The organism is Candidatus Binatia bacterium (genome assembly GCA_035631035.1).
GTDB lineage: Bacteria > Eisenbacteria > RBG-16-71-46 > SZUA-252 > SZUA-252 > DASQJL01.
On record DASQJL010000123.1, the window covers coordinates 1 to 17,032 of the forward strand.

The following is a 17,032-nucleotide window of genomic DNA, read 5'->3' on the forward strand; positions in this document are numbered from 1 at the left end:
GACGCCTGGAATCTTGGCGTTGCGTGCATCGAGGTTCGGGGGAGCGTCGGGGAGCGGCTCGATCAGGTGCTGCGGCATCTCCGAGGGCCTAGGCTCCCTTCGGAGCGAAGGGGCTAGCGGCTCGGACCGAATCGGTGGACGAGCCCTGACGTGAATCGAAAGTACTGCGGCTTCCCCTCCAGGCCGATGCTCACGCTTGGCGTCCTCAAGAATCTCCGGCCCGAGCCCATGCCCCCATACGATCCCAGGAACTCGACATCGAGGGATTGGGCGAGTCGAACCGCCAGACCGAGGCCCACCTCGCCGGAGGTCGAGACGCCCGAGGATGTTCCCCTTTCGCCATGACCCGATAACGTGACACGGAGGTTCCCCACGCCGAGGGTCCCGAGGAGGAAGGGATTCACTCTGCGATCGGGCAGGAAGAAGTAGCGCGAGAAGAGGCTGACGCCAAGAAAGCGGTATTGGAGCTGATCGGGGCCGCCGGGATAGGTGCTCGCCAGCAGCTCCTCGAACCCTTCATCGCCCCCGAAGTCCGCGAAATCGAGCCGGATCCCGTAGCTTTCGTGGCGCCGGGTTCGCCGTTCGATGCCGGCATCCAACGCATAGCCGTTCGCGCCAAAGTGCCTGAAGTTGCCCGCGGGGTTCGCCGCGCTCGCATGGGCGCTCATGAGCCAGCGCGCGGCGCTCGGTGGCGGGTCATCCCGATTCCTGGGGCCCGGGCCACCGACACGGAGGCCCTTCTCTTCGACGAGAACCTCGTGAGTCCGGTCCCGGCCCTTTTCGTCTTCGATCCGGCGCACTCGGCTCGCCGCCACGACCGAATCCCGTCCGCTATCGAGAGCCAGCCGGAGATTACCCATGGAACCGACCCGCACTCGCTGAGCTCTCAGCTCGGTTCCGTTGTCCAGCAGAACTCGAATCGAGGTCGGCATCCCTGCCAAGGAGTCCGTCGCCCGCGAGTCCGTCGCCAGGGAGTCCGGGGGAGCCTCCGCACGCGCCAACGTCGCGGTCAGGAACACCATCATGGCGATGAGGGCAGCGAGGCGAATGCTCCTGCTCATCCGGCGACCTCCAGGGGGGCCTTCCCCTTGGCCAGAGTTTCCCCGATCACGGCGGCGTCCACCTTGGCGCGCTTCAAGGCCTTCATCAGCGCCGCGGCCTTCTTGGGGGCGATCGCGATCAGCAATCCGCCCGACGTCTGGGGATCGGCCAGCGCCATCCGGAGTGTCTCGGGCACGCCCTCGTCGAACTGAACGAAGGGCGAGGCGTACGCGAGATTGGATCGAAGCCCCGCCGGCGCCACGCCGTCACGGGCGAAATCCAGAACGCGAGGCAGCACCGGCACGACGCCGCTCCAGATCCGGAGCGTCTTTTTGCTCGCGCGCGCGACGTTCAGCGCATGCCCCAGCAATCCGAACCCCGTCACGTCGGTGGCGGCGGACGCGCCCGCCGTATGCATCATTTCTCCCGCCGCGCGATTGACGGTGACGAGCTGCGCGGTCATCCGCGCGAGGTCCTCATCCGGCAAGAGCCGTCGCTTCAGGGCCGTGGCCAGGATGCCGATGCCGAGCGGCTTGGTAAGCACCAGCAGGTCGCCGCGTTTCGCGCCGGCGTTGGTCACGATCTTCTTGGGATGCACCTCGCCCGTGACCGCGAAGCCGAACTTGATCTCCGGGTCGCGCACGGTGTGGCCCCCCACCAGGGCGACCCTCGCGTGCGCGAGGGCTTCGGCACCGCCTCGCAGGATCTCCCCCAGCACGCCCATGTCCCCCTTCTCGGGATAGCAGACGATGGAGAGCGCGGTGAGCGGCGTTCCGCCCATGGCGTAGACGTCGCTCATCGCGTTCGCCGCGGCGATCCGGCCGAAATCGAACGGATCGTTCACGACGGGCGTGATGAAGTCCACGGTCTGGACGAGGGCGCGCGTGGGCGACAACCGGAACACGCCCGCGTCGTCCCAGGTTTCGGGACCGACGAGAAGGCCGGCGATCTTCTTCGCGCGGGGCAAGGACGACAGAGCCTGTCGCAGGTCCTCCGGACCCAGCTTGGCGGCTCAACCCGCGCAGGACACCTGCTCCGTGAGCCGGTGAATATCCTGGCGGGTATGACTCACGGGTTGGGGTTGCCGGGCCCGATCAGGGGGCGATGAAGGCCCAGACCTCGATTTCGACGCGGGCGTCTTTCGGCAGCCGGCTCACGGCCACCGTGGAACGGGCGGGCTTGGGATCGGAGAAAGCGCGCGCGTAGACCTCGTTCATCGCGGCGAACTCGTCCATGTCGGCGAGAAAGACCGTCGTCTTGACGACGTCGGCGAGCGAAGCGCCGCCCGCCTCGAGCACGGCGCGGAGATTGGCGAGCACCCGTTCCGTCTCGGCCGCGACGCCTCCCCCCACCATGTTTCCCGTCTTGGGGTCGAGGCCGATCTGGCCGGAGGTGATGATCCAGCGGCCGGAGAGGGCGCCGGAGCGGCCCTGGACGTAGGGGCCGATGGCGGCGGGCGCATCCGTCGTCTTGAGGACGCCGTCGCTCAAGTTATTCGACCGTGACGCTCTTGGCCAGGTTCCGCGGCTGATCCACGTCGCAGCCGCGCTCCACCGCGATGTAGTAGGCGAGGAGCTGGAGCGGAATGACCGCGAGCAGCGGCATCAGGGGCCCGAGCGCGTGCGGCACAAAGAGCACGTGGTCGGCCTTCTGGGCCACCACCTCGTCGCCCTCGCACGCGACCGCGATGATCTTCCCCTTCCGCGCGCGGACCTCCTCCATGTTGCTCAGCACCTTCTCGTAGGCCGAGTCCTGCGTGCAGATGAAGACGACCGGCATGTTCTCGTCGATCAGGGCGATCGGGCCGTGCTTCATCTCCGCGGCGGGATAGCCCTCGGCGTGGATGTAGGAGATCTCCTTGAGCTTGAGCGCCCCCTCGAGCGCGACCGGGAAGTTCACGCCGCGGCCGAGGTAGAGGAAATTGTTGTGATGCGCGTACGCCCTGGCGATCGAGCGGATCGCATCGGCGTTGGCCAGGATGCGCTCCATCTTGTCGGGAATGGTCGAGAGCTCGCGCGTGAGCTCGGCGCCCAGCTCGGGCGAGAGCTCGCCCAGGCGTCCGAGATACAGCGTCAGCAGCGCGAGCGCGGCCACCTGCGACGTGAACGCCTTGGTCGAGGCGACGCCGATCTCGGGGCCGGCGTGAATGTAGACGCCGCCGTCCGACTCGCGCGCGATGGTGGAGCCCACGACGTTGCAGATCCCCAGCACCCGCGCGCCCTTCCGCTTCGCCTCGCGCATCGCGGCCAGCGTGTCGGCGGTCTCCCCCGACTGGGAGACGGCGAGCACGACCGTGCCGGGGCGGAGGATGGGGTTGCGGTAGCGGAACTCGGAGGCGTACTCCACCTCGACGGGAATCCGGGCCAGCTCTTCGATCAGGTATTCCCCGATCAGGCCGGAGTGCCACGACGTGCCGCACGCCAGGATCACGACGCGCTCGATCTGGCGCAGCTCGCGCTCGCTCATGTTGAGGCCGCCGAGCCGCGCGCTCCCCTCGGCGACCATGAGGCGGCCGCGCAACCCGTTCCGGAGCGACTGCGGCTGCTCGAAGATCTCCTTGAGCATGAAGTGGTCGTAGCCCGCCTTCTCGATCTGCTCGAGATCCCAGTCCACGGTCTCGACCTTCTTCGACACCGCGACTTCGCCGACGGTCGTGGTCTTGACCCCGTCGGGGGTCAGGACGACCATCTCCTCGTCGTCGAGGTAGACCACCTGGTTCGTGTGGCGGATCACCGCGGAGACGTCCGAGGCGAGGATGTACTGGTTGTTGTCGCAGACCCCCACGACGAGCGGGCTCCCGTGGCGCGCGCCGACGATCTTGCGCGGCTCGTCGGAGCAGATCGCCGCGATGCCGTAGGTGCCGGTCAAAAGACGCAGCGCCTGCGCCACCGCCTTCTCCAGATTTCCCTGATAGAACTTCTCGATCAGGTGGGCGATGACCTCGGTGTCGGTGTCGGTCGTGAACCGGTGCCCCTCGCCCTCGAGGGCGCGCTTCAGCGTGGCGTAGTTCTCGATGATCCCGTTGTGGACCACCGCGATCTTGCCCTTGCAGTCGGTGTGGGGATGGGCGTTCTTGGTGTTGGGCTCGCCGTGCGTCGCCCAGCGCGTGTGCGCGATGCCGAGCGTGCCGTGGCTGGGGTCCTCGCCGAGGAGTCCCTCGAGCACGCTGATCTTCCCTGCCGCTTTCTGGATCTTGATCCCGCCGCCGTTCAGGATGGCGACGCCGGCCGAGTCATAGCCGCGATACTCGAGGCGGCGAAGGCCCTCGAGGAGGATGGGAAGCGACTCCTGATCTCCGACGTACCCGACGATGCCGCACATGGAAGAACCCCTTCTACCCGCGAACCGTGGCGGGCGCGGGTTGGGACTTCGCCGCGGCCTCGGCGGCACGCGCGGCGAGCGCGTCCGCGCGTTCCTGAGTCCGGGCTTCAGCCAGAATGCGCACGATCGGCTCCGTGCCGGAGGCGCGTACTTGAACCCACCCATCTTCCCAGAGGTATTTTTCGCCGTCCAGCGTATTGCGCTCGCCGTCCGGGAACGCGTCGCGCAGGGAAACCTCGAGGGCCGCGGCGTCTTGGATGCGGAGATCCAGCTTCCGCTTCACCATGACCAGCGGCGGCATCTCCTCGGCGATCCGCTGCGACAGGGGCCGCGGATCGCCGGCCATCCAGTCGAGAACGATCACCGCTCCGAGAAGCGCGTCGCGCGTGGCGTGGAGCGCGGGATAGATCACCCCGCCGTTTCCCTCGCCGCCGATCACCCCGCCGCGCTTCCCCAGCTCTTCGGCGACGTGCGCCTCGCCGACGCGCGAGCGGTGCACCACCGCGCCGTGACGGCCGGCGATCGCGTCGATCCCCATCGAGGTCGAGGCGTTCACCACCACCGCGCCCGGCTTCCGCGCCAGGGCCCAGTCGACGGCAATCTGCAGCGTGCGCTCTTCGCCGATCGGAGCGCCCGTCTCGTCCACGATGGCGAGCCGGTCGGCATCGGGGTCGTTCGCCAGGCCGACGGCGGCGCGCGCCGAGCGGACCGCGGCGCCCAAGTCGCCGAGATTCTCGGGGAGCGGCTCGGGGACGCGCGGGAAGCGCCCGTCGGGCGTGCAGTGGATCGCCGTCACCTCGCATCCGAGGGCCCGCAGCAGCGCCGGAGTCGCGATCGAGCCGGCCCCATTCACGCAGTCCACGGCCACGCGGAAGCGCCGGGCGCGGATCTTCGCGAGATCGAAGCCGGGAAGGGCGAGGATGGCGTCGCGATGACGGGTGATCGCGTCCTGATCCTCCTCGATCGCGCCGACGCGCTCGGCCGTCACCCACGCGAAGCCCCCCTCGCGGGCGCGACGGGCGACGGATTCCGCCGCGGCGGGCGCGAGGAAGGTCCCGCCGGGGCCGAACAGCTTGAGCGCGTTCCAGGGAGCGGGATTGTGGCTGGCCGTGATCGCGAGGCCGCCCGCGGCGCCGTGGTGCTTGATGGCGAAGAGGATGGTCGGGGTGGGCGCGATGCCGACGTCGATGACGTCGCGTCCCGCGGCGAGCAGCGCCGCCTCGGCGGCGCGCAGGACCCAGGCGCCGCTCGGGCGCGAATCGCGCCCCACGACGATCGGCCCGGGCTGGAGCATGGAGGCGTGCGCCGCGGTCACGCGGGTCACGACCTCGGGGGTGAGGCGCTCCCCCACGATCCCCCGAACGCCCGAGGCGCTGACCATGAGGCCCTGCAGCGGATCGGCCGTCACCGGTGCCTCCCGTGGGGAGCGGTTCGCGGGGCTCCGGTCCGCCCCACGCGGATCGAAGCCCCGGGGCGGAACGCCCCACGCGTGCGCCGCGGCCCCCGTGCGGGGGCGCGCGGCGTCGCGGTCTGGATCCCTGCGAACGGCCGAGGAGTCAGGGCCGGCCGACCCGGAGATGGAGCTGGTGACCGGAATCGAACCGGTGACCTACGCATTACGAGTGCGTTGCTCTACCAGCTGAGCTACACCAGCTGAACTCGTTGCATCGTCGCGAAGGGTTGCCGCGGGAGCTCCTCGCGAATAAAAAAAGTGGTGCGACCCCGCAGAATCGAACTGCGGACACCCACATTTTCAGTGTGGTGCTCTACCAACTGAGCTAGGGTCGCAGCCGGTCGAGAACTCTAGCATGGGCGCGGCCGAGGGTCAACGGCACCGACCCCGCACCGGCGCTCACGCCATGCGGCGGCGTCGGTCGTTGCGGCCGGCGCGGCGATCGGGACGGGCGCGGCGGTCCTGATTCTCGCGCACCGGCAGGTAGATCGTCACGATGCTGCTCCAGTCCCCCTCGCTTCGGGCCCGGATCTCCCCGCCGTGCTCCCGCACCATCTGGTAGGCCACGGCCAACCCCACGCCGGCGCCGTAGCGCCGCGAGGTCGAGAAGGGCACGAAGAGCCGGTCCAGCGACTCTCCCGCCACCTTCGGCCCGTCGTGCGCGACCTCCGCCTGCACGACGCCCACCCCGGTTCGCGTCTCGACGCGCACGCGCCCGCCGCTGGGCACCGACTGGAGCGCGTAGCGGAGCACGTTCGAGAGCACCTGCCGGATCTTGTCCGGATCGATGAGGAGGCTGGGGAGATCGGGGCCCAGGCGCTTCAGCAGGCGGACCCGCCGCCGGACGAGATCCTCCGAGGAGAGCTCGAGCGCCTCCTGCACGACGGTGTTCAGGCTCTGCAGCTTGAGGCGCGGCCGCGTGAGCTGGGCGAGCGCGATCTGCTCGGCGAGCACCCGCTCGAGGCGGTCGGCCTCGCGCAGGATGATCTCGAGATACTCGCGATTTTCGTCGCCCTCGGGCAGCGCGTGCAGCACGCGCTTGGCGAACCCGGAGATGGCCGCGACAGGGTTCCGGATCTCCTGGGCGATCTGGATGCCGCGCTCCCCCACCACGGCGACCTTCTCCACGTGGCGCAGCTGCGACTCGGCGTCGCGCAGGCGGCGCTCGGCGCGATGCACCGATTCCAGCCCCGCTTCGCGCGTGCGCGCGAGCGACGCGACGGCGGCGATCAGGATTCCGAGAGCGGCGTCCTCGAGGTCGAACGGAAGCGCGCTCGGCTCGGCGCCCGCGCGCATCTCGCGGATCAGGAGGAAGACGCCCCAGAGCCGGTCCTCGTGGCGGAGCGGCACGGCCAGCGACGAGCCCCAACCCTCGGGCACGGCGCCGCCGAAGCGCGGGTCCTCCCCGATCCGGTCGAGAAGCATCGGCTTGGGATCGGCCTCGAACCAATGGCGGAAGGTCTCGCCCATCTCGCGCAGCTCGCTCTCGCCGGCCTCGGGGCGCCCCACCACGGCGGTGAGCCCCAGGACGCCGTCCGCGCCGCGTGCCCAAGCGATCCCGTGGCTCGACTCGGTCACGTCGGCCAGGGCGCGCAGCGAGGCGTCCAGGCTGGGCTCGCCTCCCGCGTGCTTCAGGAGCGTAGCCAGGAGATCGTAGATCGCGTGCAGCCCGCCGCCGCGGCGACGCGCCAGGTCGAGCAGCGAGGCGCCCTCGAGCGCCATCCCCGCCTGCGTGGCGGCCGCCATCAGAAGCTCCATCTGGTCCGACGTGAAGCCGCCGATCCCGGGTGCCGCGGAGACGACCAGGATCCCGCGCACGCGCTCCCGGCCGAAGACCGGCATCACCGCGACGGGGGCGTCGGGGAGATGGTCCACGAGAAGCGTTGGGAGCCGGAATTCGCGCGCCGGGTGCGCGACCACGGTGGTGCGGCCTTCGAAGACCGCGTCGGAAAGGAGGTCGCGGTCCTGGTCCAGCGGGATCGTCTGCTCGCGCAGCCGGTCGAACACCTCGCCGTCGAAGGCGCCGCCGGCCGCGAGCAGCTCCACGTCGAGAAAGCCGTCCCGGTCCCCGACCGGGATCCCGACGTCGGCGCGGCGGAACGCGCACTCCAGCCGGAGCGTGTTGGCCTCCCCGAGGGCGTCGAAGAAGAGCACGGTGTCGATCACGTCCGAGAAGGCCCCGGCAATGGAAGCGGCGAGCACGCGCGCGGTGCGGCGGAGCCCGGAGGCTGCGTGCAGCATCGGAAGCGCGCGCAGCAGGATCGAGGCCGCGCCGAAGCGCGACCCGTCGTCCTCGGAGGAAGGCGGGAGCGCACCGGCACCCGAGCCCGACCCTTGCGACGCCTCGTGGAGGCGGAGGAGAAGGCCCAGTGTGGGGATCGCGCCCGCGCCTTCCGGCGGGGAGGTTTCGACCTGAGCGGCGGCGCGCCGCAGACGCACGCACCGGACGCAGTCGGTGGCGAAGCGTTCCTCGAACGAAGCGCGGGCGTCGAAGGGACAGGGCGGCGCGTCCAGGAAGCAGTTTCCCTCGACGACCCGGTCGGACGATCCGAGCTTCCGCGCCGCGAAGCGCTTCCACTCGGCGATGATCACCGCATCGGCTGTCGCATCCACCTCGCTTCTGCCGCCGCCCGTCCGCCGCTTCGAACCCATCACGTCCTCCCGTCCTGTCACGGTCGCCGGCGCCGCCGAACGGCGGACCCAAGACACACCTACAGGTTGATTTACGGCACCCGGGGACTTATCTTGAGGCCGTTACGAGCCGCTAATTGCTTGCAAACAGGAGGGTTGCAAATGGACGCGAAGAAGCCGCCGCAGCCGGCCGGGCCGCCGACGCAGATCAACGTGGAGCTGGGGGAGAAGGAGGCGGAGGGGATCTACTCGAACTTCGTGGTGATCGGCCACTCCCTGTCGGAGTTCGTGCTCGACTTCGCGCGCGTCCTCCCGGGGACGCCCAAGTCGAAGATCTTCGCCCGGATCGTCATGACGCCGCCGAACGTGCGCGGGCTCCTCGCCGCGCTCGAGGACAACGTGCGGAAGTACGAAGCCCAGTTCGGAAAGATCCCCACGATGAATCCCGAAGCGTCGAAGGGGATCGGGTTCACGTCGTAGCGGGCGTCGTGGCGGCGGGCGCCGTCGTCGCCGCGGCGCTGCGGTCAGGCGGCGGGGTCTTCCACCGCCGGTGGATCCAGTACCAGTGGTCGGGGCGCTCCCGGATCGCCGCCTCGATCTCCGCGGTCATCTCCCGCGTCAGCCGCTCCACCTCCGCCTCTTCCGGGGCGCGCGGATCGGGAACGAGAACGCGGCGGAGCCGCGCGCGGAACCTCCCGCGCCCCGTGCGCTCGATCACCCCGACGCCGATCGGCGCGCCCGTGCGCGCGGCCAGGCGCGCGGGACCGGTGTGCGTGGAGGCAGCCTTCCCGAAGAACGGGACGTGGATCCCCGCCTTGCGCGCGTCCTGGTCGGGGAGCATGCCGAGGAACGAGCCCTCGCGAAGCGCGCGGAGCCCGCTCCGCATCCCGTAGCCGATCGTGAGCGGCTCGATGCCCAGCTTGCGGCGGACCTCGTTCAGGTAGCGATCCGACCCTTCGTTGGTCTGCGCGGGCAGCAGGTACTTGACCCTCCCTCCCGTCAGCATCCCGAACGCCGCGCCGAGCAGCTCCCAGTTTCCGAAGTGCGCGGTGACCATGATCGCGCCCTTCCCTTCCCGGACGCGCGACAGGATCGGCTCCCATCCCACGAACTCGACGCGCGCGAGGAGGTCGCCCGGCTCCTGGGCGGGCAGGGCCAGGAACTCGAAGAAGGAGCGGCCGAGCTGGCGGAAGGCCTCGCGCGCGAGCGCCTCGGGCGTGCTGCCGGAGGGATGCTCGCCCAGCGAGCGGCGGAGATTCTCCTCGGCCACGCGCCGGCGCCGGGCCAGCAGGCCGGCCGCGAGCGCGCCGGCCGCAGCACCGGTGTCGCTCGCGCGCTCGAACGAGACCCAGCGCGCGTAGCGTCCCGCGGCGCGAAGGAGGAGGAGCTCGAGACGCTGGCGGGTGCGGCGGAAGGGGCGGCGGCGGCCCACGTCAGGGCGTGCGCGCGAGGCGGAAGCGGCCGCCCGGCTCGCGGCGCGCGACCCCGGCCAGCTCGAGCGAGAGCAGCGCGGCGGAGGTCTCGGCCGCGCTCAACGAGGCGCGCGCCGCGACGACGTCGAGCGGCTGGGCGCGCCGGCCCAGGCCGGCCAGGACGCGCCGCTGGTGAGCGCCCTCGGGCTCGACCGTCCCGGCTGCCGCCTCGCCGGCTTCGTCCGCCGCTGCGCCGCGGCGGCGTCCGATGGCGCGCGCCGCGCGCGCCGCGACCAGCGCCGGAGACGGCGTTCGCTCCAGGAGGTCCAGCACGTCTTCCGCATGGCGAACGAGGACCGCGCGCCTCGCGCGGATCAGGGCGTGCGGGGCCGCCGCGAGCGGCTCGTCGGCGTGCCACGGCACGGCGCCGACCGGCCGTCCCAGCGCTTCGGCGGCCTCCACGGTGCGGAGCGCTCCGCTCCCCTCCCCTCCCTGCACGAGGATGACGGCGTGGGCGAGAGCGGCGATGAGCCGGTTCCGGGTGGAGAAGGTGCCGCGGGTCGCGTGGGCACCGGGAGGGATCTCGCTCATCAGGCCGAGCGATTCGGCCACGCGACGCTGGAGCTGGCCCGGGCGGCGGGGATAGGTCCGATCGAGCGGCGTGCCGAGGACCGCGGCGGTGCGGCCTCCCGCGAGCAGCGCCCCCTGGTGCGCGGCGGCGTCGATCCCCTCGGCCAGGCCGCTCACGATCGCGACGCCCTCGCGGGCGAGATCTCCCGCGAGGCAGCGCGCCATCTCCAGCCCGTCATCCTGGGCGCCCCGCGACCCGACGATGGCGACCACGAGCCCGTCGTGATCCCACGGGCCGCTGAGAAACGCCGGGTCGGGCGGATGCGAGAGATCGCGCAGCCGCTCGGGATAGCCGGGATCGCCGATCCGAACCGCACGATCCCTGTCCTCGATCCGCATGCCGTGCCGCCGGCTCAGCGCGCGGAGCGAGGCTCCGGGTCGTTCCCCACGACGTCGAGCCACGAGAGCCCGTCGTCGTCCCCCGCCGCCTGCGCCAAGCCCGCGCGTTCGGCGGCGGCGCGGAGCGCGGGATCGGCGATCAGCGCCGCGACGCGATCGGCCGCCTGATCGTCGCGCGCATAGAGCCCGTCGAGGGCGAATCGCCGCGCGCGTTCCGGGAGCGCCGCGATCGCGTCGGCGACCGAGTGCGCCGCGAGGTCGGAGCGGGAAAGGGCGGACAGCGCGTCCCACGCGGCGTCCCGCACGGTGCGGTTCGGATCCCGCAGGGTTGCGGCCAGCGCCGGGGCGGATTCGGGAGCGCCCATGCGTCCGAGGGCCGCGGCGGCCGCCGCGCGCGTGTACCAGAGGCCGGAATCGAGCCGCTCCACGAGCGGCCCGAGCACGATCTCGCCCAGCGAGGCGAGCGCGTGCGCGGCCTGGTCGCGCAGGAACCAGCTCTCCTGCTCGAGCGCGTCCAGCAGCACCTCGACGGCGTCGGGGGTCGGATCCTTGGCGAGCTGGCGGATCCAATCGATCTTCTCTTCGGGGTCTCGATGGCGCAGCTCTTCCCAGAGCCTCGCTACGTCCTTGGGAGCCATGGCCTCACTCCTTGCGCTTCGCGACGGTCTCGTCGCGTTCCCATCCCTCGGGCGGCAGGGTGTCGCCGCCGGCGAGCATCGTCCAGATGATCTCGAGCAGTTCCCGAGTGCCGGCGCCCGTGACGCCGGAAATCGACCCTCCCCAACGCGCTCCGTGGAGCGGAAACGGCGCCGGCTGCTCCGCCGCCTTTGCCGACGGACTGAGGTCCGACCGGCTGAGCGCGACCACCGCCGGCTTCCGGGCGAGATCCTCGTGATACGAGGAGAGCTCGTGCCGGAGCGCGGCCAGGTCGCGGGCCGGATCGGGCGAAAGACTGTCGATCAGAATCGCGAGCACGCGCGTCCGCCAGACGTGGCGGAGGAACTCGTGCCCCAGGCCCTTCCCTTCGTGCGCTCCTTCGATCAGGCCCGGCAGATCGGCCATCACGAAGCTACGCTCCTCGCCGACGCGTACCAGTCCCAGGTGCGGCTCGAGCGTCGTGAACGGATAGTCGGCGATCTTCGGGCGCGCCGCGGTGACGCGCGCGAGGAGCGTCGACTTGCCGACGTTCGGAAACCCGACCAGTCCGACGTCCGCGATGAGGCGGAGCTCGAGGCGGAGCCGCCGCTGCTCGCCCGCCCGCCCGGGCTGCGCCTCCCGCGGCGCCTGCCGCGTGGGCGTCGCGAACCGCGCGTTGCCGCGCCCGCCGCGCCCGCCGCGCGCCGCGATGAATTCCGCTCCCGCTTCGACGAGGTCGGCGAGCCGGTCGCCGGTCCCGTCGTCCACGACGAGCGTCCCCGCGGGAACCTCGACGATCAGGTCCTCGCCGGAGCGGCCCGATTTCTGGTTCCCGCTCCCGTGCGCTCCATTCTGCGCCTCGAACCGCGTCCGCGACTGGAAATCGAGCAGCGTCCGCAGATGGGGGTTGGCGCGCAGAACGACGCTCCCCCCGTGCCCGCCGTCCCCCCCGTCGGGTCCGCCCTTGGGCACGTATTTCTCGCGTCGAAAGCTGACCGAGCCGTTGCCGCCCCGGCCGGCGATCACCTCGATGCGGGCGCGATCCGCGAGCATCGCGTCCGGTCGTCTCCCCTAGTCCGCGTCGAGGGCCTGGATCACCGCGTCCGCCGCGGCCTGGGTTCCCACGGCCGAAGGGTCGTTGCGATCGGGCTTCATGTCGTACGTGACCCGGCGGCCGTCCTGGATGACGCGCGCGATGGCCCGCTCCAGGCGGTCGCCCGCTTCCTTCTCGCCCAGGTAGCGGAGCATCAGCATCCCGCTCAGGATCATGGCGAGCGGGTTGACCTTGTCCTTCCCCGTGTACTTGGGAGCGCTGCCGTGCGTCGGCTCGAAGAGCGCCGCCTTGTCCCCGATGTTCGCCCCCGGCGCCACGCCGAGCCCGCCGACGAGGCCCGCGGCCAGGTCGGAGATGATGTCGCCGTAGAGATTGGGGAGCACGAGGACGTCGTAGGACTCGGGGACCTGCACGAGCTGCATGCACATGTTGTCGACGATGCGGTCGTTGAACTCGATGTCGGGGAATTCCTGCGCCACCCGGCGGGCCTCCTCGAGGAAGAGGCCGTCGGTGAACTTCATGATGTTCGCCTTGTGGACGGCGGTGACCTGCTTGCGGCCGTTCTTCCGCGCGTACTGGAAGGCGTGGCGCACGATCCGGGTCGACCCGTGGACGCTGATCGGCTTGATGGAGACGCCGGCATCCTCGTCGATGTCGCGATTCAGCTGCAGCTTCACCACGGCGCGCAGCGCCGCCTCGCCGGGCGTGCCCCGCTCGAACTCGATCCCGGCGTAGAGGTCCTCGGTGTTCTCGCGGATGATGACGATGTCCACGTTGTCGTAACGCGACCGCACGCCCGGATAAGTCTTGCAGGGGCGCTCGCACGCGTAGAGATCGAGCTCCTTCCTGAGCGCGACGTTCACGCTCCGGAACCCGGTCCCCACGGGTGTCGTGATCGGCCCCTTCAGCCCGACGCCATTCTTGCGAAGCGACTCGAGAACGCGGGCCGGGAGGGGCGTGCCCTCCTTCTTGTGGACGTCGATGCCGGCGTCCTGGATGTCCCAATCGAACCGGACGCCGGTCGCCTCGAGCACCCGCCGCGTCGCGGCAGCCAGCTCGGGACCCGTCCCATCCCCCGGAATCAGCGTCACGCGGTAAGCCATCGGCTCCCTCTTGCAAAAAGGTGGAGGTTCACGCCGAAACCATTTGTCGTTCTGTTACTTGCATCGGGGTGAACCGAACACAGCGGCGGCCGTCCGAGGGGGAATCGAGTGGCCGGGCGCGATACCGGCACGCTAGCACCGGGGCCCGGGCGCGTCAAAGGGAAACGGCTCAGGAATCGGAAGTTCCGCCCGTCTTGGGCTTCTTCTTCGTGGCCGAGCCCGCGTCGCTCTTCGGCTTGGATTGATCCTTCGCGTGAGACGAATCGCCGGACTCTTTCTTCTTCTGTTCCTTATAGGAGTCGGAGCGGTAGTCGGTGACGTAGAACCCGGAGCCCTTGAAGATCATCCCGGCCCCGGTCCCGATCAGCCGGCGGACCTTGCTGCGGCACTTCGGGCACCGCTTCTTCGGCTCGTCCGACATCGACTGGAACACCTCGAAGCGATGTCCGCACTTCGAACACTCGTACTCGTAGGTCGGCATCCGAAACGACTCCCTCCCGTGGGGTGCTTACATCCGCTCCAGCGCGTCGGCGATCCGGTCGAGCCCTTCCTCGAGATCCTTCTCGGAAACCGCGTAGGAGATCCGGACGTGGCCCTCCAGCCCGAACGCGGCGCCCGGCACGCAGACCACCCTCGCTTCGTCGATCAGGTAGTCGCAGAGCTGCGCCGAACCGGTGACGCCGTTACGCGCGGCGGCGATCCGCTCGGAGAAATCGGGAAAGACGTAGAACGCCCCTTCGGGCGAAGCCAGGCGAACCCCCTTCATCCGGGCGATCCTCGCGACCGCCAGGTCGCGACGCGCCTCGAAGCGCTCCTTCATGGCCTGGGCGGGAGCATCGTCGCCGGTGATCGCCTTGAGCGCGGCCTGCTGCGAGACGGACGAGGGGTTCGAGGTGGACTGCCCCTGGAGCCGCTCCATCGCCTCGGCGATTTCGGCCGGCGCCGCGGCGTAGCCGATCCGCCACCCGGTCATGGCCCACGTCTTGGATACGCCGTTCACCAGCACGGTGCGCGCTCGCGCGTCCTCCCCCATCGAGGCGATCGAGACGTGCCGCGCCGCTCCGTAGACGAGCCGCTCGTAGATCTCGTCGGAGACGACCATCAGATCGCGCTTCCGGGCAAGCTCGGCGATCGCCTCGATCTCTTCCTTCGCGTACACCGCGCCGGAGGGATTGTTCGGGCTGTTCAGGATGAGCGCGCGCGATCGCGGCGTCGCGGCACGGTCGAGATCCTCGGCCGAGACCTTGAGGCCGCCGCGCGAGGGCGTGACGAACACCGGCTCGCCGCCGCAGAGGCGGACCATCTCCGGAAAGCTGACCCAGTAGGGCACGGGGATCAGCACCTCGTCCCCCGGCTCGAGCAGCGCGAAGAGCGCGTTCCAGATCGAGTGCTTCGCTCCGTTCGAGACCACGACCTCACGCGGCCCGTAGGCCACGCCGTTGTCCTTCCGGAGCTTCTCCGCGATCGCGCTCCGGAGCGCCGGAACGCCGCCCACGTCGGTGTAGCGATGGTGCCCCGCGCGGATCGCCTCCACGGCGGCGTCCTGGATGTGGACGGGGGTGTCGAAGTCGGGCTCGCCCGCCGCGAACGAGACCACGCGCTCGCCGCGCGCGCGAAGCTCGCGGGCGCGCGCCGAGAGGGCCAGGGTCTCGGAGGGCTTCAGGGCGCGCACCCGCGCGCTCACGCGGGGTCGCGCCGTGCCGGTCTCCGCCGTTCCGCCGCGGCTCACCGTTTCCCTCCCAGCGCCGCGATCAGGCGCGACCGGGCGCCCTCGGGAACGAAGGGGGAGACGTCGCCGCCGTGGCGGGCGATCTCTTTCACCAGGCTCGAATTCACGAACGTGTAGTCCTCGCTGGGCATCAGGAACAGGGTTTCGATGGCGCCGCTCAGGCGCCGGTTCATCAGGGCCATCTGGAACTCGTACTCGAAATCGGAGACGAAGCGGAGCCCGCGGATGATGGTGCCGATGCCGCGCGCCTCGGCGTACTGGACGAGCAGCCCGGTGAACGGCTCCACCGTGAGGCGCGGCTCGTCCGGCACGGCCTCGCGAATCATGAGGACCCGCTCCTCCTGGCTGAAGAGCACCTTCTTCTCCGGCCGCGCCGCCACCGCGACGGTCAGGCGGTCCACCAGGCGAAGCGCCCGCCGGATCAGGTCGACGTGTCCGTTGGTGACGGGGTCGAACGTGCCCGCGAAAATCGCGCTCTTCATACGCCTCCTTCCCTCCGGTAGATCGCGACCGTCGTATCGCCGTAGGTCCGCTCCTTCCAGAGCGAGAGCCCCGGCGGCGCCGCGGCGGGGGTCGCCCGGCGGCGCTCATGAATCACCCAACCCTCGTTCGCGGCCCAGTCCCCCTCGGCGAGCGCCGCGAGCCACTTCGCTCCGGCCTCGCCCGCGTACGGCGGATCCAGGAAGACGATCTCCCACGGTCCCGCCGCGTCCTCGGGCAGCTCCCCGCCGTCGAGGTCGGCCCGATGGACGCGCGCCCGGTCCGAGAGCCCGAGCTTGGCGAGCGTCTCGGTCAGCCGCCGCGCCGCCGCGGGATCGTTCTCCACGAAGTCCGCCGAAACCGCCCCGCGGGAGAGCGCCTCGATCCCGAGCGCGCCCGTCCCCGCATAGAGGTCGAGAACGCGGGTGCCGGGAACGCGCCCCGGCCCCAGGAGGTCGAAGATCGCCTCGCGGGTCCGCTCCGACGTCGGACGGACGCCGCGCTCGGGCACGGCGATCCGCCGCCCCCGGAGCGCTCCGCCGACGACCCGGATCAGCCCCATGACGCGGCCCGCCCGCTCAGGGCCACGTCGGATCGGGCCGGCACAGGGCCGCCACCCGCTCGGCCACGTCGTCGGGGGTGAGCCCGTCGGTGTCGATCACCGCGTCGGCCGCTCCCTCGTAGAGCGGCGCCCGCTCCCGGAGCAGCCGCTCCAGGGCCTCGGGAGCGTCTCCCGCCAGCAGCGGCCGCTCCGCGATGCCCCCGCTTCCCAGGCGGGCCAGCGCGCGCGCGGGGGTGACCTTGAGCCACACCACGAACGCCTTGGCCCGGAGGATCGCGCGCGTCTCCGGCTCCGTCACGAGGCCGCCGCCGCAGGCCAGGATCACGCCCGGCCTCCGGCCCGCCAGCGCGCGCTCCAGCCCCTCGCGCTCGAGCGCGCGGAACGCCGCCTCTTCCCCCGCTTCGAAGAAGGAGGCGGCGGTCCGGCCGGTCGCGGCCACGATCGCGGCGTCCAGGTCCACCCAGGGGAAGCCCAGCCGCGCGGCCGCGAGCGGCGCCACCGTGGTCTTGCCCGCTCCCGAAACACCGATCAAGGCCACGTTGAGGGCCAGGGCTCCTCCCGGATTGGACGCCATGAAAAACGGGGCCTTCCGAGGAAGGCCCCGCAGTATACCGGCGTCCCGCCGCGCGCGGAAGAGGCGC

General features: G+C 70.9%; 17 protein-coding genes and 2 tRNA genes. 1 reads left to right on the plus strand and 18 read right to left on the minus strand.

Annotated features, from left to right (window positions below; translation table 11 throughout):
• Positions 1–113 precede the first annotated feature (113 nt).
• The 8 genes from VE326_14155 to VE326_14190 form a co-directional block, all read right to left on the minus strand.
• A complete protein-coding gene (locus VE326_14155; protein HYJ34350.1) occupies positions 114–668 on the minus strand; it encodes a hypothetical protein in 555 nt (184 codons plus the stop codon).
• Positions 669–1,057: 389 nt separating this feature from the next.
• On the minus strand, positions 1,058–2,092 hold the full coding sequence (selD, locus tag VE326_14160) for a selenide, water dikinase SelD (GenBank protein HYJ34351.1): 1,035 nt from the start codon (positions 2,090–2,092) through the stop codon (positions 1,058–1,060).
• 43 nt (positions 2,093–2,135) lie between these two features.
• A complete protein-coding gene (locus tag VE326_14165) occupies positions 2,136–2,531 on the minus strand; it encodes a RidA family protein (protein ID HYJ34352.1) in 396 nt (131 codons plus the stop codon).
• Position 2,532: 1 nt separating this feature from the next.
• Positions 2,533–4,362: a glutamine--fructose-6-phosphate transaminase (isomerizing) gene (gene glmS, locus VE326_14170; GenBank protein HYJ34353.1), complete on the minus strand. Its 1,830-nt coding sequence runs from the start codon at positions 4,360–4,362 to the stop codon at positions 2,533–2,535.
• Positions 4,363–4,375: 13 nt separating this feature from the next.
• Entirely contained in the window at positions 4,376–5,770 is a 1,395-nt protein-coding gene (glmM, locus tag VE326_14175) for a phosphoglucosamine mutase (protein HYJ34354.1), read from the minus strand.
• A gap of 170 nt (positions 5,771–5,940) precedes the next feature.
• Positions 5,941–6,016: transfer RNA gene (locus tag VE326_14180), tRNA-Thr, on the minus strand.
• A gap of 58 nt (positions 6,017–6,074) precedes the next feature.
• Positions 6,075–6,150 (minus strand) — tRNA-Phe (locus VE326_14185).
• A 64-nt stretch (positions 6,151–6,214) separates the two neighbouring features.
• Complete coding sequence (locus VE326_14190) at positions 6,215–8,467, minus strand: ATP-binding protein (GenBank protein HYJ34355.1); 2,253 nt, start codon at positions 8,465–8,467, stop codon at positions 6,215–6,217.
• Positions 8,468–8,608: 141 nt separating this feature from the next.
• Between VE326_14190 and VE326_14195 the strand changes: the two genes are divergently transcribed.
• Positions 8,609–8,926 (plus strand): DUF3467 domain-containing protein, encoded by a 318-nt coding sequence (locus tag VE326_14195; GenBank protein ID HYJ34356.1) that lies wholly within the window; start codon positions 8,609–8,611, stop codon positions 8,924–8,926.
• Here VE326_14195 and VE326_14200 read toward each other — a convergent pair.
• The 10 genes from VE326_14200 to VE326_14245 form a co-directional block, all read right to left on the minus strand.
• Positions 8,916–9,878, minus strand: a complete 963-nt coding sequence (locus VE326_14200; GenBank protein HYJ34357.1) for a lysophospholipid acyltransferase family protein — start codon at positions 9,876–9,878, stop codon at positions 8,916–8,918. The genes VE326_14195 and VE326_14200 overlap by 11 nt on opposite strands.
• 1 nt (position 9,879) lies before the next feature.
• Positions 9,880–10,890, minus strand: a complete 1,011-nt coding sequence (locus VE326_14205) for a DNA-processing protein DprA (protein ID HYJ34358.1) — start codon at positions 10,888–10,890, stop codon at positions 9,880–9,882.
• Positions 10,842–11,465 (minus strand): HEAT repeat domain-containing protein, encoded by a 624-nt coding sequence (locus tag VE326_14210; GenBank protein ID HYJ34359.1) that lies wholly within the window; start codon positions 11,463–11,465, stop codon positions 10,842–10,844. The genes VE326_14205 and VE326_14210 overlap by 49 nt, the downstream gene beginning before the upstream one ends.
• Before the next feature lie 4 nt (positions 11,466–11,469).
• Positions 11,470–12,516, minus strand: coding sequence for a GTPase ObgE (obgE, locus tag VE326_14215; protein HYJ34360.1), 1,047 nt, complete (start codon positions 12,514–12,516; stop codon positions 11,470–11,472).
• A gap of 18 nt (positions 12,517–12,534) precedes the next feature.
• Positions 12,535–13,620: an isocitrate/isopropylmalate dehydrogenase family protein gene (locus VE326_14220; protein HYJ34361.1), complete on the minus strand. Its 1,086-nt coding sequence runs from the start codon at positions 13,618–13,620 to the stop codon at positions 12,535–12,537.
• 169 nt (positions 13,621–13,789) lie between these two features.
• Entirely contained in the window at positions 13,790–14,101 is a 312-nt protein-coding gene (locus VE326_14225) for an FmdB family zinc ribbon protein (GenBank protein HYJ34362.1), read from the minus strand.
• Between the two features lie 27 nt (positions 14,102–14,128).
• Complete coding sequence (locus VE326_14230; protein ID HYJ34363.1) at positions 14,129–15,349, minus strand: pyridoxal phosphate-dependent aminotransferase; 1,221 nt, start codon at positions 15,347–15,349, stop codon at positions 14,129–14,131.
• Positions 15,346–15,831 (minus strand): pantetheine-phosphate adenylyltransferase, encoded by a 486-nt coding sequence (coaD, locus tag VE326_14235; GenBank protein ID HYJ34364.1) that lies wholly within the window; start codon positions 15,829–15,831, stop codon positions 15,346–15,348. Before coaD ends, VE326_14230 begins: the two co-directional genes overlap by 4 nt.
• On the minus strand, positions 15,828–16,391 hold the full coding sequence (rsmD, locus tag VE326_14240; protein HYJ34365.1) for a 16S rRNA (guanine(966)-N(2))-methyltransferase RsmD: 564 nt from the start codon (positions 16,389–16,391) through the stop codon (positions 15,828–15,830). Before rsmD ends, coaD begins: the two co-directional genes overlap by 4 nt.
• Before the next feature lie 16 nt (positions 16,392–16,407).
• Positions 16,408–16,965: a shikimate kinase gene (locus tag VE326_14245; GenBank protein ID HYJ34366.1), complete on the minus strand. Its 558-nt coding sequence runs from the start codon at positions 16,963–16,965 to the stop codon at positions 16,408–16,410.
• Positions 16,966–17,032: the final 67 nt, after the last annotated feature.